This window comes from Microbacterium testaceum (assembly GCF_001476655.1).
GTDB classification, from domain to species: domain Bacteria; phylum Actinomycetota; class Actinomycetes; order Actinomycetales; family Microbacteriaceae; genus Microbacterium; species Microbacterium testaceum_C.
Genome location: NZ_LDRT01000052.1, coordinates 16,421 through 36,961 on the forward strand (window position 1 = coordinate 16,421; position 20,541 = coordinate 36,961).

Annotated in this window: 16 protein-coding genes; 7 read left to right on the forward strand and 9 right to left on the reverse strand. The window is 72.1% G+C overall.

All coding sequences use genetic code 11. The annotated features are described in order from the left end of the window. Nucleotides 1–58: 58 nt before the first annotated feature. A complete protein-coding gene (locus NS220_RS08870; RefSeq protein WP_058623717.1) occupies nucleotides 59–1,546 on the forward strand; it encodes an aldehyde dehydrogenase family protein in 1,488 nt (495 codons plus the stop codon). On the opposite strand, the gene NS220_RS08875 is transcribed toward NS220_RS08870, so the two are convergent. Continuing rightward, nucleotides 1,495–2,073, reverse strand: coding sequence for a TetR/AcrR family transcriptional regulator (locus tag NS220_RS08875; RefSeq protein WP_058623718.1), 579 nt, complete (start codon nucleotides 2,071–2,073; stop codon nucleotides 1,495–1,497). The two genes, NS220_RS08870 and NS220_RS08875, sit on opposite strands and share 52 nt — an antisense overlap. A gap of 177 nt (nucleotides 2,074–2,250) precedes the next feature. On the opposite strand from NS220_RS08875, the gene NS220_RS08880 reads away from it, so the two are divergent. From NS220_RS08880 to NS220_RS08890, 3 genes are read left to right on the forward strand one after another with little or no spacing between them, the layout of a single operon-like run. After that, the gene (locus NS220_RS08880; RefSeq protein WP_058623719.1) at nucleotides 2,251–3,891 is read left to right on the forward strand and encodes a PEP-utilizing enzyme; all 1,641 of its coding nucleotides are present in this window, start codon (nucleotides 2,251–2,253) and stop codon (nucleotides 3,889–3,891) included. Next, nucleotides 3,888–5,147, forward strand: coding sequence for a cytochrome P450 (locus NS220_RS08885; RefSeq protein WP_058623720.1), 1,260 nt, complete (start codon nucleotides 3,888–3,890; stop codon nucleotides 5,145–5,147). Before NS220_RS08880 ends, NS220_RS08885 begins: the two co-directional genes overlap by 4 nt. Next, nucleotides 5,147–6,685 (forward strand): AMP-binding protein, encoded by a 1,539-nt coding sequence (locus NS220_RS08890; protein WP_058623721.1) that lies wholly within the window; start codon nucleotides 5,147–5,149, stop codon nucleotides 6,683–6,685. The genes NS220_RS08885 and NS220_RS08890 overlap by 1 nt, the downstream gene beginning before the upstream one ends. 24 nt (nucleotides 6,686–6,709) lie before the next feature. On the opposite strand, the gene NS220_RS08895 is transcribed toward NS220_RS08890, so the two are convergent. Genes NS220_RS08895 through NS220_RS08920 form a run of 6 tightly spaced genes read right to left on the reverse strand, consistent with a single transcriptional unit; the run spans nucleotide 6,710 to nucleotide 13,719 of the window. After that, entirely contained in the window at nucleotides 6,710–7,804 is a 1,095-nt protein-coding gene (locus NS220_RS08895) for a ferredoxin--NADP reductase (RefSeq protein ID WP_058623722.1), read from the reverse strand. Then, nucleotides 7,801–8,580, reverse strand: a complete 780-nt coding sequence (locus NS220_RS08900) for a TetR/AcrR family transcriptional regulator (protein ID WP_081323074.1) — start codon at nucleotides 8,578–8,580, stop codon at nucleotides 7,801–7,803. Before NS220_RS08900 ends, NS220_RS08895 begins: the two co-directional genes overlap by 4 nt. A 46-nt stretch (nucleotides 8,581–8,626) precedes the next feature. Continuing rightward, nucleotides 8,627–10,141, reverse strand: coding sequence for a pyruvate, phosphate dikinase (locus NS220_RS08905; RefSeq protein ID WP_058623723.1), 1,515 nt, complete (start codon nucleotides 10,139–10,141; stop codon nucleotides 8,627–8,629). Next, entirely contained in the window at nucleotides 10,138–10,956 is an 819-nt protein-coding gene (locus NS220_RS08910; protein ID WP_058623724.1) for a coniferyl-alcohol dehydrogenase, read from the reverse strand. The genes NS220_RS08905 and NS220_RS08910 overlap by 4 nt, the downstream gene beginning before the upstream one ends. Beyond that, entirely contained in the window at nucleotides 10,953–12,476 is a 1,524-nt protein-coding gene (locus tag NS220_RS08915) for an aldehyde dehydrogenase family protein (RefSeq protein WP_206543005.1), read from the reverse strand. The genes NS220_RS08910 and NS220_RS08915 overlap by 4 nt, the downstream gene beginning before the upstream one ends. Next, nucleotides 12,469–13,719, reverse strand: coding sequence for a cytochrome P450 (locus NS220_RS08920; RefSeq protein WP_206543006.1), 1,251 nt, complete (start codon nucleotides 13,717–13,719; stop codon nucleotides 12,469–12,471). Before NS220_RS08920 ends, NS220_RS08915 begins: the two co-directional genes overlap by 8 nt. Nucleotides 13,720–13,947: 228 nt before the next feature. On the opposite strand from NS220_RS08920, the gene NS220_RS08925 reads away from it, so the two are divergent. Together NS220_RS08925 and NS220_RS08930 are read left to right on the forward strand one after the other, a co-directional pair. After that, nucleotides 13,948–15,477, forward strand: coding sequence for an AMP-binding protein (locus tag NS220_RS08925; protein WP_058623726.1), 1,530 nt, complete (start codon nucleotides 13,948–13,950; stop codon nucleotides 15,475–15,477). A gap of 36 nt (nucleotides 15,478–15,513) precedes the next feature. Further along, complete coding sequence (locus NS220_RS08930; RefSeq protein WP_153004229.1) at nucleotides 15,514–16,185, forward strand: MarR family transcriptional regulator; 672 nt, start codon at nucleotides 15,514–15,516, stop codon at nucleotides 16,183–16,185. Between the two features lie 62 nt (nucleotides 16,186–16,247). Here the strand turns inward: NS220_RS08930 and NS220_RS08935 are convergent, their stop codons facing one another. Together NS220_RS08935 and surE are read right to left on the reverse strand one after the other, a co-directional pair. Then, the gene (locus NS220_RS08935; protein WP_206543007.1) at nucleotides 16,248–17,729 is read right to left on the reverse strand and encodes a 4-hydroxyphenylacetate 3-hydroxylase N-terminal domain-containing protein; all 1,482 of its coding nucleotides are present in this window, start codon (nucleotides 17,727–17,729) and stop codon (nucleotides 16,248–16,250) included. Further along, entirely contained in the window at nucleotides 17,726–18,562 is an 837-nt protein-coding gene (gene surE, locus NS220_RS08940) for a 5'/3'-nucleotidase SurE (RefSeq protein WP_058623728.1), read from the reverse strand. The genes NS220_RS08935 and surE overlap by 4 nt, the downstream gene beginning before the upstream one ends. A gap of 260 nt (nucleotides 18,563–18,822) precedes the next feature. On the opposite strand from surE, the gene NS220_RS08945 reads away from it, so the two are divergent. Beyond that, nucleotides 18,823–20,541 (forward strand): PEP-utilizing enzyme (locus NS220_RS08945; protein WP_058623729.1); only part of this gene is annotated, 1,719 nt, incomplete at its 3' end.

The following is a 20,541-nucleotide window of genomic DNA, read 5'->3' on the forward strand; positions in this document are numbered from 1 at the left end:
TAGGTACGGTATCCACGACGGCGCGACTCGACACTCGGCGCCGCGGAGGAGATCGACGATGATCAGCACCACTCCCAGCGGGGACGACACCGACACCGTCGTGATCGGCGGAGAGCGGCGGCGCGGCCTCCCCTACGATCTCGTCTCGCCGTCGACCGGCCGGGTGTTCGCCCGCGCGAGCGCCGGCAGCCAGGCCGACCTCGACGAGGCGGTGACCGCCGCTCGCGGAGCACTCCCGCGATGGCGTGCGCTCGGCCCCGAGGGTCGCGCCCCGATCCTGCACGCGGTGGCCGACGCCGTGGACGCCGCCTCCCGCGAGTTAGTCGAGCTCGTCGCGCGACAGAACGGGATGCCCGTGCGCGTGGGGCGGTCCAGCGAAGGCGTCGTGGGCCCGCGGCTGCTGAGGCAGTACGCGCAGCTGGCCGTCGAAGCTCTCGCGCCCCGCTCCCGCCCGCGCGCGGGAGGCGGACGCACCCTCGTCCAGCGAGAGCCTCACGGGGTGACCGCGGTGATCGTGCCGTGGAACTTCCCACTCTCTCTGGCCTTGTTCAAGATCGCCCCGGCCCTGGCCGCCGGCAACACCGTGGTGTGGAAGCCCGCGCCCGAGACGGTGCTGGATGCCGCGCGGGTCGCAGAGATCGCCGCCGAGGCCGGCCTGCCCGCAGGGGTGCTGTCGGTCGTGCCGGGCGACCGGGAGATCGGCGCCGCACTGGTGGCGCACCCGGGCGTCGACCGCGTGGCGTTCACCGGGTCGTCCGGTGCCGGGGCCGCGATCGCTCAGGAGTGCGGGCGGATGCTGCGCCCCGTCGGCCTAGAGCTCGGCGGGAAGTCCGCGGCGATCGTGCTCGACGACGCCGACCTGCTCGCGCACGCGCAGGCATTCTTCGGCGCCACCCTCCTCAACAGCGGCCAGACCTGCTACCTCAGCACCCGCATCCTCCTCCCGCGCGCCCGTGCCGAAGAGTTCACGGCGCAGATCGCGGCCCTGGTGCGCGCGTTGCCGATCGGCGACCCGCTCGATCCGGCGACCGCGCTGGGGCCGCTCGTCTCGCGGGGACACCGCGAGCGGGTGCGCGGGTTCGTCGAGCGCGCCCGCACCGCCGGGGCGCGGGTGGTGCAGGGCACCGGGGCAGGTGCCCTGCCCGTCCCCGACGAGGGCTGGTACGAGTCGCCGACGGTGTTCGCCGACGTCGACCCCGCGTCGGAGCTGGCGCGCGAGGAGGTGTTCGGCCCAGTGCTCGCCCTGACCTCTTACGACAGTCTCGAGGAGGCGCTGATGCTCGCGAACGACTCCGACTACGGTCTGGCGGGAACGGTGTGGTCACAGGACGAGGCGCGCGCCGTGGAGGTCGCTTCTCGCGTCGAGAGCGGCACGTGCGGCGTCAACGGCTTCCGCATCGACGCCGACGCACCGTTCGGCGGCATCCGGCGCAGCGGCATCGGTGTCGAGCTCGGCGAGGAGGGCCTTCTGGAGACGACGCGGACGCGGACGATCTATGCGTCCTTCGCAGATGCCGCGAGCGACAGCATCCCGGCCTCGACGTAGATCAGCCGGTTGATCTCCTCGAACATCGCGCGCAGCCGCTCGAGCGAGCGCGCCGTGTCGAGGTGCTGCGCGCCGGCGAGGGTGGCGATGGCGATCTCCGCGATGACGAGGGCCTTGTCGTCGGCCATGCCGAGCTGACGCAGAGTGGCCTCGATCGCGGTGCGGCGCGTGTCGTCGACGCGGCGCTGCACCGTCGCCACGGCGGGCTCGCTGCGCCCCCACGAGCGGATGGCGGCTTCGGTCGCGTGCGGGAGGGCGACCGCCACATCGGTGAGGGCCTGGATGCGCGCCTGGCCCGGGACAACGGAGCCGACCGTGCGGATCAGCTGCTCACTGTGGACGCGTTCCCAATACTCCAGCAGGCGCTCGACGTAGGTCGGCAGGCCTCCGCGGAAGTGATGGTAGAACGACCCCTTCGTGACCTCGAGTCGCTCACACAGGGCCTGAATGGTCATCGCGCCGACGCCCGCCTCCCCCAGGAGGGCCAGCCCCGCCTCCAGGAAGTCGTCGACCGAGCGCTGCGCCATGTGCCGATTATGGCACCCGCTCCCCCGGGGCACGGGCTCACGGAGGTAGCAAACATACCCTGAGGTATTGCGATCTGATCTAGCGATCGATAACTTCTTGACGAGGCGGGATCACTCCGCCTCACCCGAGGCATACCTGCGCGTATGCCCGTCCACATCGATGACGCTGGAGGACGTATGACGACCGTCGAGTTCGACACCCCTTTCCTGCCGAACGCGATCTACACGCGCGCCAACGCCGGCGAAGTCTTCCCGTACGTGCTCGAGCCGCTCACGTGGTCGTTCCTCGGCCCGCAGATCGAGCGGGGGTTCATGCGATGCATGGCCGACGACTTCGCCGCCGCCACCCCCATTCCCGGCGGCTACCGCGCCTGCGGGCGCATGGCCGGGCGCCTCCACCTGAACCTGTCGGTCTTCCGCACCGTGGCCGAACGCGCACCCGGCTCGACGGCGCGCGACCTCGACGTGCAGTACTTCGGGGATGCCGTCGCCAGCGGCCTGCCCGCCCACCCGACCGGTACCGACACCGTCGGCGATAAGGCCCGGACGACGACCGCGGCGCTGCGCACCATGCTCACGGTCGATCGACGCATCCGCCGGGAGAAGGCCGCCGCCATCGCCGCTCTCGACGACGCCCGCCGCGCCGCGGCATCCCTCGATGACCCCGTGGTGCTCCTCGACCGGTTCGACCGCATCCTGCCGCTCTACGGCGACACCTTCGGCACGCACGTCACCGCCCGGGCTCTCACCTCCTCGGCGGTCACGATGGCCACGGGGGCGCTCGGTCGCATCGGGGTCGGGCAGAACGAGGCCATCGCCCTCATCAGCCGGCTCCCTGATCTCGAGAGCGCCAAGCCGAGCGCACGGCTGCGCGCGATCGCCGTCCGCGCAGCGGCCGACCCTCGCGTGGCGGACGTGCTCCGCCGGGCCGGAGCGCGCGACGAGCTCGACGCGATCGACTCGCCCACCGCGAGGGAGACCGCCGCGGCGATCGATGCCTTCGTCGCCGAGTTCGGCCACCGGGGAGTGAACGAGTTCGACCCGACCGCCCCGGTGTGGGGCACAGACCCGTCGCTGGTCCGGCAGCTGCTGCGGCACGGCCTGGCCGACGCCGATGCCCCGCGACAGGCAGAAGACCCCGGGCTGCGGGGCGTGGCCGGGATGCTCGTCCGGCGCGCACGGGCCGCCATCGTGCGCGCCGAGACGACGAAGGACAACGTCATCCGCACCTCGCACGCCCTGCGGGTGCTGCTGGGCGCCGCACTGGAGCGAATGCCGCCGCTCGACCGTGCCACGGCGCTCGCCCTCACCTACCCGCAGCTGCGCGCCGTCGCCGCCGGCGGGGCGGTGCCCCGCGAGGATGCCGACCGCCGCCGGGCGGAGCTGGCGGCGGTCCGCGATCGGGAACCGGCGGAGTGGTCGATCGGCACGCTGTCGTTCGCCGCGCAGACGGGGAACGACACCGCCACCACGGACGACGCCGGTCTCGCGGAGATCGCCGGCCTGGCGGGCTCGCCGGGATGCGCGACCGCCCGCGTGCGCGTGCTGCGCAGCGCCGACGACGACTTCGACGACGGAGACGTGATCGTCGCGCGCGTCACCGACACCGCGTGGACCCCGCTGTTCCTGGCCGCCTCGGCGATCGTCACCGACTCGGGCGGGTCGTTCTCGCACGCGACGATCGTGGCCCGTGAGCTCGGTATCCCCGCCGTCGTCAACACCAAGACCGCCACCCTCGACCTCCGAGACGGCGACCTCGTCGAGGTCGACGGCGACGCCGGAGTGGTACGGATCATCGAGAGAACGGAGCGAGCATGAGCACGAGCACCAGCGGGAACAGGGCACCCGATGCCCTCGCCGACATCGACGTCGTCAGCAACGAGGTCTACCTCAGCGACGTGCCCTTCGAGGCCTTCGCGCGCCTCCGCCGCGACGCGCCGCTCCACCTCCAGCGCGTATCCGACCCCGAGATGGTCGACGCGGTGTGGGTGGCTTCCACGGCGGAGCTGGTGCGGGAGATCTCCGGGCGCCCGGAGGTCTTCTCTTCCCAGGCCAACGGTGTGCGCTTGGACGCCGCGCGCGTGGAGGAGGGACGCAAGGTCGAGGGCGGCAACTTCATCATGCTCGACGATCCCGCCCACCGGGAGAAGCGCAAGCGCGTGCAGCCGGGGTTCAGCCCGCGGGCACTGCGCGCCTTCGAAGATGCCTTCCGCGCCCTCGCCGACGACATCGTCGAGCGCGCCGTCGCGGCGCGCGAATTCGACGCGGTCGAGGCGCTGTCGGTGCACGTGCCGATCACCGCCATCTGCCAGCTGCTGGGCATCCCGCTGGAGGATGCCCCGCGCGTGCGCGCGTGGGGGGATGCCGTCGTCTCCCTCACCGACCCCTCGGCCGGCGGATCGCGCGCGGCAGCCGGCGCAGCGGTGCAGGAGTTCGGCGCCTATGTGCTGCGCCTGGCCGCCGAGCGCGCCGCCGACCCGCGTGACGACCTCCTCTCCACGCTCGTCACGGCGCCCGACGACCTCCGCCTCAGCGACTCCGAGCTGGTGGGCGTCATGATGCTGCTGCTGGTCGCCGGCAACGAGAGCACACGCAACACCACCTCGCACTCTCTTATCGCCCTGGCCCAGCACCCCGACCAGCTCGACTGGCTCGCCGACGACCTGGACGCACGCCTGCGCGGGTCTGTCGACGAGATGCTCCGGTGGGCGAGCCCGCTCACCTTCATGGCCCGCACCGCGCTCGAAGACGTCGAGCTGGCAGGACGGCACATCGCCGCCGGCGACCGGGTGGCGATGTTCTACTGCTCCGCCAACCGCGACGAGCAGCTCTTCCCCGACGGCGACGTCTTCCGGCTCGACCGCGACAACTCCCACGAGCACCTGTCGTTCGGCGTCGGCACGCACGCGTGCATGGGGTCGTCGCTCGCACGTATCGAGCTGAGCGCCGTATTCCGCGCCTTCGCGAGCCGCGTCGCACGCGTCGAGGTGATCGGCGAGGTCGAGCGCGTGCGCTCCAGCTGGGTGCGCGGCATCCGTTCCCTGCCCGTCCGCGTCACGTTGCGGGAGGCCTGATGTACCCCGGAACCACCGCCGCGACCCACCCCGACCGCATCGCGGCGCGCATGCACGGCACCGATCAGGTGCTCACCTACGGGCTGCTCGAGGAGCGCGCCCACCGCGTCGCCCGCGTTCTGCACGACGCCGGGATGCGGCGGGGCGACCACCTCGCGATCGTCTCCACGAACGACCTGCGGGTGTTCGAGGTGTACTGGGCCGCGATGCGCTCGGGGCTCTACGTCACCGCGATCAACAGCCACCTCACCGCCGAGGAGATCGCGTACATCGTGAACGACTGCGGCGCGCAGACGCTCGTCGTCGCCGGTGCCCTGGGCGCCCTGCTCGACGATCTCCTCCCGCTTGTGCCGGGCGTGCGCCTGCGCCTGGCGTTCGACGCCGCGCCCGGAGGACGCTGGGAGTCGTACGAGTGGGTGCGCGACGCCGCCGACCCGACGCCGCTCGCCGACCGACCGCGCGGCGCCGACATGCTGTACTCGAGCGGCACGACGGGGCGCCCGAAGGGCATCCGTCCCACCCTGCCCGACGCACAGGTGGACGAGCACGCCGAGCCGATCATCGGCGTCGCCGCGCGCATGTGGGGCGTGGGCGCCGACACCGTGTACCTCTCGCCCGCACCGATCTACCACGCCGCACCCCTGCGGATCGCGGCGGCCGTGCAGGCGCTCGGCGGCACCGTCGTGGTCATGCCGCGCTTCGACGCCGCGGAGGCGCTGCGGGCGATCGACGAACACGACGTGACCCACAGTCAGTGGGTGCCGACGATGCTGGTGCGGATGCTGCGCCTCGACCCCGAGACGCGGGCGACGTACCGCGGCACCCATCACCGCGTCGCCCTGCACGCCGGGGCGCCGTGTCCCGTCGACCTCAAGGAGCAGATGGTCCGGTGGTGGGGCCCGATCCTCACCGAGTACTACTCCTCCACGGAGGGCAACGGGCTGACGATGATCACCGCCGCCGAGACCGCGGAGCATCCCGGATCGGTGGGCCGTCCCCTGGTGGGGGTCGCGCACATCTGTGACGACGACGGCCGGGAGCTGACCGCGGGGCAGACCGGCGCGGTGTTCTTCGAGCGCGACACCGAACCGTTCGTCTACCACGGCGATCCCGAGCGCACCGCGGCCACGCGGCATCCGCTCCACCCACTGTGGACGACGATCGGCGACATCGGACACCTCGACGACGACGGCTACCTCTACCTCACCGACCGCGCCGCGTTCACGATCATCTCCGGCGGCGTGAACGTCTACCCGCAGGAGGCCGAGAACGTCCTCGTGCTCCACCCCGCCGTGGAGGATGTGGCGGTGGCGGGCGTGCCCGACCCCGATCTCGGCGAGGCGGTGCACGCCTTCGTGGTGCCGCGCGGCCGGATCGGCGACGACGCGCTGGCGGCCGAGCTCATCGCGAGCGTGCGGGCGCGCATCGCGGCGTACAAGGCACCGCGCGGGGTGACCTTCGTCGACGCGCTGCCGCGCACCTCGTCGGGCAAGCTCGTCAAGTCGCGCCTGATCGACCTCTTCGGCCCCGTCGCCTGACGGAGCCGGACGCCGGCGGGCCGCTCAGAACTCGACGTCGAGCGGCCCCTCGGTCGGCCGGGCCTGGCACGCCAGGATGTAGCCGTCTTCGATGTCCTCGGGCTCCAGCGCGTCGGTGCACGCCATCTCGACGCGTCCGCGGCGGAGCTTCGACATGCACGATCCGCAGTCCCCCTCGCGGCAGGAGTACGGCACACGGATGCCGCGACCCAGCAGCACGTCGACGAGAGTCGCCTGCGCGGGCCACTCCACCTCGTGCGTCGCGCCGTCCAGGGCGACGGTCGCCTCGAACGCGGCGGTGCCGGTGGCGAGCTCCTCGAGCACGAAAGGATCGCCCTCGATGCTGGTGAACTCTTCCACGTGCACGGGCGCGGCATCCGTCCCGGCAGCTGCGCCCGCCTTCTCGCGCAGTTCGCGCAGGCCGGCGCGGACGGTGTCCATGAAGCCCGCGGGGCCGCAGACGAACGCCTCGTCCCACGGGCGCCCGGCGGCGAGGTCCTGCACGGCGTCCGACGTCAGCCGTCCGGTCTCGGAGCTGAGCCGGGTGATGACGGTGAAGCGGTCGGGATGACGTCGGACGAGCTCCGCGAGGCGATCACCGAAGATCTCCTGCTCCGCGTCGCGGTGGCATGCGACGAGCGTCACCGCGCCGGCGCCTCGCGCGAGCGCGGCGCGGGCGATCGAGAACACCGGGGTGATGCCGCTTCCCGCCGCCCACAGCAGCAGGTCGTGGTCGAGGTCTGCGGGGGTGAACAGACCCGCCGGCGCGAGCACGCGCAGCGTCATCCCTTCTCGGGCGTTGTCGACCAGCCACCCGGAGGCGCGGCCCCCGGGCGTGCGCTTGACCGTGATGGTGAGCTCGCGGTCCAGACCCGGCGCGCTGGAGAGCGAGTACGACCGGGCATAGCGATCGCCGTCGCCGGGGCCCGCCGGCACCCGCACGGTCACGAACTGGCCGGGGCGGTACGAGAACTCCTCGACGTGCGCGTCCGGCACCGCGAACGAGATCGACACCGCGTCCGCGGTCTCCCGCACCACGCGTGAGACCGGCAGGTCGACGCCCAGCTCGCGGATCCGGTCGGCGGCGGATGCCGTCGGTGCCGTGTCGGTCAGACTCATCCCTCGCTCCCCTCGCTCCCCTCGGCGGCTTCGCTGCCGTTCCCGGTGCCGTTCCCGGTACGCGGCACCGCGCGGTACCAGGCGGTGCCCAGCGCGCGCCCGAGGCGCTCGATCTGCTCGCGTCGCGGAGTCTGCGCGGGCATGCCGATGTGCACGTACGCCATCTGCTCGGTCATGCACCCCAGCGTCTCGGCGAGCATGTCGACGTCTTCGCCGGGCAGCATGATGCCGCGCTGCTGCAGCCGCTCGAGCCACCGGACCGTCCGGTCGATGTAGTCCTGTCGCACCCTCAGCCACAGCGACCGGAAGCCGTCGTTGGAACCGACCGCGGCAGCCTCGCGCAGGAGCCGCAGCATGTTGCGGTTGCGCGCGTACGCCTCGAGATAGGCCGTGCTGGAGGCGATCAGCGGCTCCAGCTCTCCCAGCCGCCGACTCTGGCGGCCCGACGAGTGCGCCAGTTCGTCCAGGGCCGGTCCGAGGGCGGCGAGGAACACGTCGTCGAGCGAGGTGAAGTGGCGGTAGAAGTTGCCCTGCGCCGTGCCGGCACGATGGGTGATGTCGGAGATCCGGGTGCGGGTGTAGCCGTACTCGGTGAAGCACTCCGTCGCCGCCTGCACGATGCGTTCGCGGGTCAGCTCGCCGCGCTTGTTCGACCGTTTCGCGCCCGTCGCCTGCGGATCGACCAATCCGGTCTCGCGCAGCACGCGCTGCGCGTAGGCGGGGGGCGCGTCGGCATCCGCCTCGCCGCGCGTCTCGAGGGTCTGGTCGCTGCTCATCGCTTCGCTCCTGTCCTGTGCCGTCCGTGGGCGGTCATGGGTTCCCTCACGCGGGGGCGCTCACCGTCTCGTGGGCCGCCGTCAGAGGGGCCAGGGGGTGATCCTCGGCGAGCGGTCGGTCGACGAAGGAGAGCAGCTCGACGAGATACGGGTCGCGCGCGGCGACGGGGCGGTCGCCGCCGAGCCCGGGCGCGACGGCGGCGCTGTCGTACACCCGCCCCGTGGTGCCGTCGACGGTGACGGTGCGCCCCCAGAGCGCCTCGATCGTGCCCTCGCCGCACCCCACCACGCACGGCAGGCCGATCTCGCGGCACACCAGCGCGGCGTGGGAGGTGGGCCCGCCGGTCTCCGTCACGACGGCGACCGACTGGAACATCGCCGGGACGTCCTCGGGCGAGGTCATCCCGCGCACGAGCACGACCTCCTCGCCTGCTGCGGCGCGCTCCTCCGCCTCGTCCACGTCGGCGACGGCCACACCGGTCGCCACGCCGGTGCCGATGCCGGTGCCGGTGGCCAGCACCGGTGCCGCTCCGTGGTCGCGGTGCGCGGCGGCATCCGCCTCGATCAGCCGCGCCGCGTGCTCGCGCGAGATGCGGTCCACGGCGGTGGCCCGATCGATGCGACCCTCGCGCACCAGGTCGACCGCGATGCGCACCGCCGCCCGCGGCGAGCGCTTGCCCACGCGGCTCTGCAGCACGTAGAGACGCCCGCTCTCGACGGTGAACTCGATGTCGGCCATGTCGTGGAGCTCCGACTCGACGAGCGCGGCCACGCGCAGCAGCTCGGCATGGAGTGCCGGATGCCGCGCGCCCAACGCATCGAGGGTGAGCGGCGTGCGGGAGCCCGACACCACCTCCTCCCCCTGGGCGCGAGCGAGCCAGTCGCCGGTGACGACCGGCTCGCCGGTGGAGGCGTCGCGCGTGAACAGCACGCCCGTGCCGGAGTCGTCGTCGCGGTTGCCGAACACCATGGCCTGCACGGTGACCGCCGTGCCCCCGAGCCCGGCCAGACCGTGGCGCTGCCGATACGCGACGGCGCGCGGGCTGTCCCAGGAGCGGAACACCGCACCGATCGCCTCGCGCAGCTGCGCATACGGGTCGGCGGGCGGTTCGGCCGCCGGATCTCCCGAGACGATCGCAGCGTAGCTCTCACGGAAGCGGTGCCACGTGTCATCCGCCCATGCGGCGTCACCCGACTCGTCGGCGAGCGCCGCGGACAGGTCGGGGGTGAGGCCGAGGTTGAGGACGGTGTCCATCATTCCGGGCATGCTCTCGGCCGCCCCGGAGCGCACCGATACCAGCAGAGGCGACGGCCCCGTCCCGAAGCGTCGCCCGGTATGCTCCTCGATGCCGCGCAGCGCCTCGAGGACGTCGCTCCACACCTCGTCGGCGAGCGCGGATCCGGCCGCGTGGAACGCGGCGCACTCGCGGGTGGGGAGCACGAAGGCCGGCGGCACGGGGAGGCCGAGCCGGCGCATGTCGTTGATGCTGAAGGCCTTGCCCCCCACCTCGGCGCGGGTGAGCGGGCGGGTGCCGTCGAGCACGATCGCGTGCGCGGTCATGATGGTTCTCCTTCCGACTGCGCCTTCAGGCTCGCGGCGGTCCGCAAGCCCGTGAGGCCGCCGTCGACGGGGATGTCGATGCCGTTGAGCCACGAGGCATCCGGTGACAGGGCGAAGGCGACGACGGCCGCCACCTCGGCGGCCGTGCCGTGGCGGCCGACGGCGGCGGCCGAGCGGTCGATGGCGTCCTTGCCCATCGAGGTGACGAAGTCGCCGAGGATCGGCGTCTGGATCGGGCCGGGGCTGACACTGACGACACGGATGCCGCGCTCGGCCAGCCGCGCCGATGCCAGGGCGGAGGCGTCCACCAGCACGCGCTTGGACGTGTCGTAGGCGGCGGGGCCCTCGAGCGGATGCCTCTGCAGCCACGCCGCGAGATCGTCGTTCGTCTGCGCGGCGCGGAGAGCGGCCAGCCCCGCCGCATCGACGGCGTTGCGGGCCGCGGCGAGGGAGGCGACGTTGACGATCGCGGCGCCACGCGGGAGGCGTTCGCCGACGGCGGCGATCACCCGCTGCGGGCCGAGCACGTTGACCTCCAGCACGCGCAGCGCGGGGGCCGTGCCCGGCACTCCGGCGACGTTCGCGATCGCGTCGATGCGCTCGGGCAGTCGTGCCGCGGCGCGGGTGATCTGCGCCGCATCGGTGAGGTCGAGCGCGATGTAGCGCACGTCGTCGCGGTCTCCTGCGCGCAGATCCCACCCGACGACGTCGGTGCCCGCGCCGCGCAGTCGCTCGACCAGTGCCGCGCCGATTCCCGATGCCGCCCCGGTCACGAGAACCGTACGGCGCGCCGCGTCGTTCCGCTCGTCGCTCATGCCATCACCGCCGTCACGTCCGTGAACTCCTCGATGCCGAGAGCACCCAGCTCTCGTCCGTACCCCGACTCGCCGACCCCGCCGAAGGGCACTCCGGGCCGCTCGCGGGTGCGGACGCCGTTGACCTTGACCTGTCCGACGTGGAGCCGCTCGGCCACGCCGACGGCCTCTGCGGGGTCGCCCCACACCTCGGCGGACAGGCCGAAGCGGCTGTCGTGCGCGATGTCGATGGCGTCGTCGAGGTCGCGGTAGGGCTGGACGACGAGGACGGGCCCGAAGATCTCCTCCTGTACCGCCTCGGCGGAACGCTCGAGCCCCGCCAGCACGAGGGGCGCCACGAAGAAGCCCGGCGCGTCGATCTCTGCGCGGCGGGGGCTTCCCGTGACCGCACGCCCGCCGTCGGCCAGAGCGCGCTCGGCGAACCCCACCACCGACTCGCCGTGGCGGACGCTGGAGAGCGGCCCCAGGCCGACGGCGGGGTCGAACGGGTCGCCCAGCGTGAAGCCGGCCGCGTGGGCGCGGATGAGGTCTTCGGCCTCCGCCGCGCGCGCGGCGGGGACGAGCAGGCGGGTGGTGGCGTTGCACGCCTGACCGCTGTTGACCAGACCGCTGCCCAGCACTGCCGGGATCGCGCGCGACAGGTCGGCGCTGGGGAGCACCAGGGCCGGCGACTTCCCCCCGAGCTCCAACGTGCAGCGCGCCAGCGAACCCGCGGCCAGTCGTGCCACCGTGCGGCCGGCCTCCACGCTGCCGGTGAACGACACGTGGGCGAGATCGGGATGGGCGGCCAGTGCGGCGCCGGTGACACCGCCCGAGCCCTGCACCAGCTGCACGGCACCGGCCGGGACTCCCGCCGCGTGCAGCAGCGCGACGAACTCCTGCCCGTCGAACGGGGTCTGCGCCGACGGCTTGACGACCACCGTGCAGCCGGCGACGAGCGCCGCCGCCACCTTCGCCACCGTCTGGTAGGTCGGCATGTTCCAGGGGCTGATTGCCGCGACCACTCCGGAAGGACGGCGGTGCAGCACCGCTCCCTCGATCGGCTGGCGCCACGCGAGGGCGCGGGCGTCGAGGGCGCGGTCGGCCGTGGTGCGCAGCACCTGCGCGGGGAGGTGCCATTGCGAGGCTTGCGCCAGCGCGATCGGCATGCCCATCTCCGCGGTGACGAGCTCGGCGATGCGCGCACCGCGCGCCGCGATCACCTCCGCGGCGCGGGAGAGGATCGCCGCGCGCTCCTCCAGCGGCGTCGCCGCCCACGCTGGGAAGGCCGCCCGCGCTGCGCGCACGGCCCGGTCGACGACGTGCTCGTCGGCCTCGACGACCTCGCCCATCTCCTCCAGGGTGCGGGCGCTGATGACCGGGATGCGCCGGGCGGCGCCGGCCGAGGTGCCGCGCGCAGCGGCATCCACCTCTTCGCCGTCGATGACGGATGCCGCGACCAGGCCGGTGAGCGGACCCGATCGCGTGCCGGAGAGTGGATGCGGGCGCGGACCGGCGTCCGCGAGCGGCGGCTCAGCCACGGCGCGCGCCACCGGCTCCACCACCCTGCTGGATGCGCACCGGGAGGCGTTTGATGCCGCGGAAGAAGTTGCTGCGCAGCCGGGCGGGATCGGCGGTGACCTCGACCTCGAGTCCGCGCTCGATGAGCCGCTCGAAGAAGAGACGTGCCTCGAGACGGGCGAGGTTGGCCCCGAGGCACGCGTGTGTGCCCCAGCCGAAGCCGAGGTGCTCGTTCGGGAAACGGTCGCCGCGGAACTCGTCCGGCCGCTCGAACGCGCGCTCGTCGCGGTTGGCCGAGGTGAACCACATCACCACCTTGTCGCCCGCGGCGATGGTCTTGCCGTGCATCTCCAGCTCGCGGGTGGCCGTACGCCGCATCGAGATGACGGGGGTGACCCACCGCACCATCTCCTCCACGACGACGCGGATCTGGTCGGGGTCGCGACGCATGGCGTCCCACCACTGCGGGTTCTGGGCGAGCGCCGCGATGCCGCCGGAGAGCAGGTTCCGCGTGGTTTCGTTCCCGGCGACCATCAGGATCAGGTAGTACGCGTCGAGGTACCCGCGCTGCAGCGGCACGCCGTCGAGCTCGGCGGCGGCGAGCGCGCTGACCAGGTCGTCCATCGGGCACTCGCGCCGCTGCTCCTCCAGACCGCGGAAGTACGCGAACGCCTCGTCGCGCGCCCGGACCGCCGTCTCCGGCCCCTCCGAGTAGTCGGGATCTTCGGAGGCCATCTGGTTCGTCCAGCGCAGCAGGTGGGGGCAGTCCTCGAGGGGCGCGCCCAGCAGCCGGCCGATCATGACCAGCGGCAGCTGCGACGACACGCTGTGCACGAAGTCGATGTCGCCCGCGCCGACGGCGTCGTCCAGGAGAGCGTCGATGACCGCGCGGATGTCGCCCTCGAGGTCCTTCACGCGCGCCGGGCGCATATGGGTCGAGGCGATACGGCGCAGAGGGCCGTGCTCAGGGGGGTCGACGTGATGGATGCTGCGCGCGCCCTCCCCCTCGGCGCGTCGGCTGGGGATCTGGGTACCGTGCACGACGGTGAACAGCTCGGGGTCGGAGGCGACGGCCTTCACGTCGTCGTACCGCGTCACCGACCAGAACCCCGCTCCGCCGTCCGGCTCGGCGTTCCAGTGCAGCGGGTCGGCGTCGCGGAGGAGCGCGAAGAGCTCTGCGTCACGCCCCGTCTCGAAGGGGTCGAGGTCCATCAGGTCGATGGCATGGGCGGTGTCGGCAGTGTGCGCCGTCGCTTCTGTCACGATGCCTCCTCGCATCTCGCCATCGGAACCGTTCCGATTTTGTGACGTGAAGATCACTAAATCATATTCCGGAGCACGACGGAAGTGGCGACATCAATGCTGAGAAAAACAGGGTTGCCCGGTCATCACACGACGCGTTATGGTGGCGGACCAGAGTGAAGAATGTTTCACATTCGCGGCAAGGCGGGAAGCCGGCCGCAACACGAGTGCACAGACGACGGAGTCGAGATGTATCCACCTGCGATCGCCCGTGAGCGCCCCGGGCATCTGGCGTATGTCATGGCCGGCTCCGGCGACTCGCTCACCTACGCCGCCCTCGACGACAGATCCACCCGATTCTCGCAGGCGCTGCGAGCAGCGGGAGTGACGACAGGCGAGACGCTGCTGATCGCGATGGAGAACAGGATCGAGTGGCCCATCGCCGTCGCGGCCGGAATGCGCTCGGGGCTGTACGTCACGCCCGTCAATTCGCACCTGCGCGAGCACGAACTGGCCGCCCTCGTCGCCGAGGCGCATCCGGCGGCAGTGATCACGAGCCCCGCGTTGGCGCCCGTCGTGGCCGCCGCCCTCTCCGAGACGGCCCAGCGACCCAGGCTGATGCTCTGCGTGGGCGCGGGCGCCGAGGAGTTCGAGCGTTTCGACGATGTGCTCGAGGCGGCGCCGGCGGTGCCGATCGCCGACGAGACGTTCGGGGCGCGCGTGCTCTACAGCGGCGGGTCGACCGGCCGTCCGCGCGCCTTCCGGCAGCGACTGCTCGAGGTCCACCCCTCGGAGGCGCCGATCCGCCACGGCGGTCTGATGAGCATGCTGGGACTCGACGGCGACAGCGTGTTCCTCTCGCCCGCCCCCGCCTACCACGCGGCACCGTTCACGTTCCAGCTCGCCGCACTGACGGCGGGCGCGACCGTGATCTGCATGGAGCGCTTCGACGCCCGCGGGGCGATGGCGACGATCCTCCGCCACGGCGTCACGCTGTCGCAGTGGGTGCCCACGATGCTGGTGCGCCTTCTCGATGCGCACGCCGAGGCCGAGCGCAGCGGCGAGACCCTCCCCCTCTCGCCCCGGCATCGAGCGGCGGTCACTTCCGGCGGACCGTGCGCCCCCGAGATCAAGGCGGCGATCGACGCCTGGTGGGGTCCGATCCTGCACGAGTACTACGGGGCCTCCGAGGGATACGGGCACACCTACATCTCGCCTCTGGAGGCGCGGGAGCGGGTCGGGTCGGTCGGTCGCGCACTCGGCGAGACGCGCGTCCACATCGTCGACGAGGCGGGGCGGGAGGTTCCGACGGGGGAGATCGGCACCGTGGCGTTCGAAGCGCTCGGCGCACGCACCTACGCCAACCAGGGCGAATCCGCCGGCTGGCGACACATGGGCGACCTCGGAACGATGGACGCCGACGGGTTCGTCTACCTGAAGGGCCGGGCCGGCTACACGATCGTGTCCGGGGGCGTGAACGTCTACCCCGACGAAGTCGAGCACGCCGTGGCATCCCATCCGTGGGTCCGCGATGTCGCCGTCCTGGGGGAGCCCGATCCGGAGTTCGGCGAGCGCGTGCTGGCGGTCGTCGAGCTGCACGAGTCCGCCCCGACCGACGACGCCGGCACGGTCGAGGCGGCGATCATCGCGCACACGCGCGAACGCGTGGCGACGTTCAAAGCGCCCAAGCGGGTGCTGATCGTCGACCGTCTGCCCCGCCTTCCCACCGGAAAGCTCAACAAGAAGGCGCTGCGCGACGAGCTCGTCGCGCAGCGCTGACCCGAAGACCCGATGCACCCATCCAGGAGGATGTCGATGACCACCCAGGAGGCACTCATGGCCGAGACGCCCGCACGCGCGCTGACCGCCGACCAGAAGGAGCGGTTCGATGTGCTCCACGCGATCAAGCTCAAGGGCCGCGCGAGCGACGAGGCTCTGGCACACATGCTCGCCGTCACGGAGGCCGAGGCCGCTCAGCGGCGCGAAGCGCTCGTCGCGGAGGGTCTCGCGATCTTCCGCGAGGGCCGGATGCCGTCGACGGCCCTGACCGCGGAGGGCAAGGCCGATCACACCGCCCTGCTGGAGACGATCCTCACCGATACCGCCAAGCGCGACGCCGTCGGGCGCGGCCTGGAGGACTTCCACCCGATCAACGGCGACCTCAAGCGCGTGAGCGCATCGTGGCAGACGCGGCCCGACGGCATGCCCAACGCGCACGACGACGCCGACTACGACAGGTCGGTCGTGGCAGCACTGGCGGAGGTGAACACGCGGGCACGGGCTCTGCTGCGCGCCGCGGCCCCGCTGGAGGAGCGCTTCGGTCGCTACGCCGACCGCCTCGACGCCGCGCTCGCGCGCCTGCAGGCGGGCGAGTCGGCGGCGTTCCTGCGCCCGCTGAGCGAGAGCTACCACGACATCTGGATGGAACTGCACGAAGACCTCATCGTGCTGTCGGGCCGCGTACGCGGCGACGCCGACGAGGGCTGAGCCGCCGCGGCCCTTCCGGCATCCCGGGTGAACGCGAGGGCGCGCGTGAGCGCGACCCGGGCTTACGCGCGAGCGCCGAGGTCGATCAGCTCCTGCGCGTAGGCGCGCGGGCGCGACCAGTCGAAGGAGCGCAGGATCTGCATCCGTTCGGCCTCGAGCGACCCCTCGGCGTGCGTCGCGAGGACGGACTGGTACCCGCCCCACGCGCCCGAGGTGAGGTCGCCGACAAGGTGGATCGCCCGCAGCCGCTCCTCTGCGGGCACCGCGCCGACGAAGTACTTCTCCAGCACCGCGCGCACCTCGGGATTCGCCCAGTCCGCTCCGCCCGGTCCCGTCGCGACGAGGCCGCCGGCAAGGTCGATCACGGTGCGCGCGGCCTCGTGGAACCCGTGGGCGAAGTGGTACTTGGCCATGTTGGTCGACAGCGGGTCGGGCAACCACACCCCACCCTCGCCTTCCACCGCGCGCAGCGCCGACAGGTCAGCGAAGCCGCGCACCGTCTCGGCGTAGGTGATGAGCTCGGTCATCTTCGCACGCACGTGCGCGGCCCGGGAGATGCCGTTGGCCTCGGCGACGAGGGATGCTGCGCCCACCAGTGCATCCAGAAGGGGCAGCTTGTAGTTGACCGCCGTGAAGCGGTGGTAGTCGACGAAGGCGAGGGCGATGCGCCCGGCGGCCTCGACGTCGCCGTGGAGGAACACGCGCGACTTCGGCACGCGCACGTCGTCGAAGACGGTGAGACTCTCCAGCATCTTGTGCCGGGACGAGATGGGGTGCTCGAAGCCGTTGCGAGGCGCGTCGAGGTAGGGCGAGACGTAGAGCGTGACGCCGGGGGTGTCGACGGGGATCGCGAAGGCGACCGCGTACGCCTCGTCGCCCGGGTTCATGGCGCGGGTGGGGATGACGACGAGCTCGTCGGCGTTGGCCGAGAACGACGTGTGCACCTTGGCGCCGCGCACCGTGATCGACTCGGCGTCCTCGGCGACGACACGCACGTACAGGTCGGGATCGGCCTGCCCGGCCGGGCCTTTCGACCGGTCGCCCTTGACGTCGGACTGCGCCACCGCGAGCGCCACATCGTGGTCGACGACGTGACGCCAGTAGGCCTCGGCGTTCACGCGCCCTTGTCCCTGCGCCGCCCGCAGGATGCCGAACACGGCGTCGCTGCCCACCTCCTTCAGCACGATCGTTCCGGCGCCCCGACGGCACACGGACTCGATGAGCCGACCGCGCGCGACGAGATCTTCGGGCGAGCGCGGGACGCGATAGAAGGCGGAGTACGCGCCGCGATCGTCGTGCGCCACGGCGAGCTCGGGCTCGTCCTGGGCGATGCGGTAGGCGTGCGCCGAATGCTCGATCGCGGTGTCGAACTCGGGGAACGTCGACACATCGTCGATGTAGCGCCCCTGGTAGACCACCTTGCGTCCGTCACGGAGGCCCGCGCGATACTCCTCGGCGGTGCGCAGGCGCACGGTCGGCTCCGACGGGACGGAGGGGACAGCGGTGTCGGCGGGGGCGTCGGCAGTGGTGTCGAGAGCGGTCATCGAAGTGCGCCTTCCACGGTAGGGGCCAGAGCGGCGGGGATGAGGGGAAGATGAGCGGTCGGCGCGGCGAGCGCCTGCACGAGGCCGTCGGCGAGGGGGACGGCGGCGGGGGCTACGTCGACGTCCATCGGACGGAGGAGGCTGACGGCGACATACCCGTCCCGCACCGCCTCCAGATCCGACCCCGAGACGTTGCGCGGCGATGAGGCCCCGCGCTGGATCACCAGCTCGCCGCCCTCGCGCCGCATGTCGAGGGTGAACATCCCGCTGAAGGCGAACGTGGTCTTCCGCACGCCGCGGAGCTCGGCGCGATCGAGATCGGGCACGTTGATGTTGACGCAGACACGCGGCATCCCCGCCTCACCGAACCACTCCACGCCCGCGACGGCGATCGCCGCGGCGGTGTCGAAGCGATGCTCGGGGGCGAACCCGCAGGACACGGCGAGCGACGGCATCCCGAGCGTCGTCGCGGCCAGGCACGCGCCCACGGTGCCCGAGAACACCACCGATCTGCCCACGTTGTGCCCGGGATTGACCCCGCTGACCACCAGATCGGGCCGCGCGCCGAACAGCCCCCCGAGCGCGGTGAGCACGGCCAGTGCGGGCGGCGCATCGAGGGCGGTGCCGGTGAGAGGCGGCGTGGTTTCCAGCGCGATGTCTCGGACGCCGATGCGTGCCCCGTGCTCGATGGTGCCGATCGCTGTGCCGCTGCCGCTGCGCTCGCCCAGGGGGCCGACGACGGCGACGTCGTGGCCGGCGTCCAGGAGCGCCTGGGCGAGGACGACGTTGCCGGGGGCACCGACGCCGTCGTCGTTGGTCAGAAGGATCCGCATGCGCTGTCTCCGCTTCGGTCGTGCGCCGTTGCCGCTGGTCAATAGTGACGCATGATTCACGTTCTTGTCCATTCGAATTCTCGTCAGAGGAGGCGAGGACACGAAGATCAGGCCCGCAAATCTCGAAAATGCCGCACGAATCCTGGGGTTGACAGCGTGATCGGCGCGCACGATCATCGTCATCAATGCGAACGTGGCTTCGCTTTATCGGAGCAGCCGAGGGGGAGGACCGCGTTCCACTTCACCGACGAAGGAGCATCATGCCCGGCTGGCCGATCGACGACGACACCTCGCGGGTCTTCCCGCTGTACTCCCGCGCGAACGTGGGCGAGATCTTCCCCGACCCGATCAGCCCACTCAACGCCACCGTCGGCTTCCAACACTGCCTGGAGCCGGGGTGGCGCGACGCGTTCGTCGCGTGCGGAGTGTGGGACCACGACCTCTATGACGCCGAGGTGGAGAAGAACATCCTTCCGGCCTTCGGCAGCTACCTGTACATCAACATGTCTCTGATGCGCCTGTTCGGCGTGCGGGTGCCGGGCATGTCGGCCGAGGCCGTCGACCTGCAGTACTTCGGCGACATGCCGGGGATCCCCAGCTACGAGAGCGAGCGGCGCGACTTCGACGAGAACGAGGAGTACGCGGCGAAGGCGGGCGCCTGGCTCATGCAGGAGGTGCTCGGCGCCACCGACCTGGCCGCCTACGACGCCGACAAGGCGGAGGTGGACGCCATCCGCGCCTCCCGACCGGATCTGACGACCCTCGGCGACCGCGCGCTCGCCGAGCGTCTCACCTCGTTCGAGACGCTGCTGACGCGGCTGTTCCAGCACCACATCGAGGCGAGCCTGAAGTCTGGCGTGGGCCTGGGCGCGGTAGCCCAGTTCACGCAGGCCATCGGCCGGCCGGAGCTCTCCCTCACCCTCGTCAGCGGGATCGGAGACGTCGACTCCACCGGTCCCTCCACCGACATGTTCACCCTCAGCCGCTCTGCCCGCCGGCCCGGGGTGGCGGCCGTGTTCGATCAGGGGGTCGACGGGCTGTACGAGCGTCTGCGCGCCGTCTCCGACAGCGGCTCCGACGACGACGTCCGCGCGTTCGTGCGCGACCTCGACGTCTTCCTGGAGCGCTGGGACTTCCGCGGGCCCTCCGAGTGGGAGATGCACGCCGACACGTGGGGCGTGCGTCCCGACCTCGCCCTGTCCACCATCGACCGCCTGCGCCACTCCGGCGACGACGCCGACCCGCGCCACGGCGCGCAGCGCGGGGCCGCCGAGCGCGACGCCGCCGTCGCAGAGATCCGCGCGGCGCTGGCAGGCGACGCCGAGGCATCCGGTCAGTTCGAAGCGGTGCTCAACGCCTCGGCGCTGTGGTTGCGCGGACGCGAGCGCGCACGCACCACGGCCGCCAAGCTGATCCACGAGCTGCGGCTGATCGGCCACGAGATCGGTCGCCGCGCCGTGGAGAAGGGGGCGATCTCCGACTCTCACGACGCGTTCATGCTGTTCGCCGACGACGTCGACGCCTTCCTCGCCGACCCCGCGGCCCTCGCGCCCGCTCTGGCCGAGCGCAAGCGCGCCTACCTCGCGCAGTTCGACCTGATCCCGCCGTTCGTCGTGGCCGGCGAGGTGCCGCCGATCGATCAGTGGCAGCGCCGCTCGGATGTCACCGCGACATCGCTCGCGGCGGGCGAGACGGTCACCGGCGTCCCCGGCAGCGGGGGAACCGCCGTCGGCCGCGCGCGCGTCGTCCTCAGCCCCGACGACGTCGACGAGCTGGAACCCGACGAGGTGCTGGTGGCCCCCATCACCGACCCGTCGTGGACGCCGCTGTTCGTCGGCGCCGCCGCGGTCGTCGTCGACGTGGGCGCACCCTTCTCCCACGCCGCGATCGTCAGCCGCGAACTCGGCATCCCCTGCGTGGTGTCGGTGTCGCACGCGACCAAGCGCATCGCCACGGGCGACCTCGTCGAGGTCGACGGC

Coding starts and splice junctions, on each gene's coding strand:
- NS220_RS08905 (WP_058623723.1), bottom strand. CDS start 10,141: ATGACCGCGCACGCGATCGTGCTCGACGGCACCCGCCCGCTCACCCGC.
- NS220_RS08890 (WP_058623721.1), top strand. CDS start 5,147: ATGTACCCCGGAACCACCGCCGCGACCCACCCCGACCGCATCGCGGCG.
- surE (WP_058623728.1), bottom strand. CDS start 18,562: ATGCGGATCCTTCTGACCAACGACGACGGCGTCGGTGCCCCCGGCAAC.
- NS220_RS08880 (WP_058623719.1), top strand. CDS start 2,251: ATGACGACCGTCGAGTTCGACACCCCTTTCCTGCCGAACGCGATCTAC.
- NS220_RS08935 (WP_206543007.1), bottom strand. CDS start 17,729: ATGACCGCTCTCGACACCACTGCCGACGCCCCCGCCGACACCGCTGTC.
- NS220_RS08885 (WP_058623720.1), top strand. CDS start 3,888: ATGAGCACGAGCACCAGCGGGAACAGGGCACCCGATGCCCTCGCCGAC.
- NS220_RS08930 (WP_153004229.1), top strand. CDS start 15,514: ATGACCACCCAGGAGGCACTCATGGCCGAGACGCCCGCACGCGCGCTG.
- NS220_RS08900 (WP_081323074.1), bottom strand. CDS start 8,580: ATGAGCAGCGACCAGACCCTCGAGACGCGCGGCGAGGCGGATGCCGAC.
- NS220_RS08875 (WP_058623718.1), bottom strand. CDS start 2,073: ATGGCGCAGCGCTCGGTCGACGACTTCCTGGAGGCGGGGCTGGCCCTC.
- NS220_RS08870 (WP_058623717.1), top strand. CDS start 59: ATGATCAGCACCACTCCCAGCGGGGACGACACCGACACCGTCGTGATC.
- NS220_RS08925 (WP_058623726.1), top strand. CDS start 13,948: ATGTATCCACCTGCGATCGCCCGTGAGCGCCCCGGGCATCTGGCGTAT.
- NS220_RS08910 (WP_058623724.1), bottom strand. CDS start 10,956: ATGAGCGACGAGCGGAACGACGCGGCGCGCCGTACGGTTCTCGTGACC.
- NS220_RS08895 (WP_058623722.1), bottom strand. CDS start 7,804: ATGAGTCTGACCGACACGGCACCGACGGCATCCGCCGCCGACCGGATC.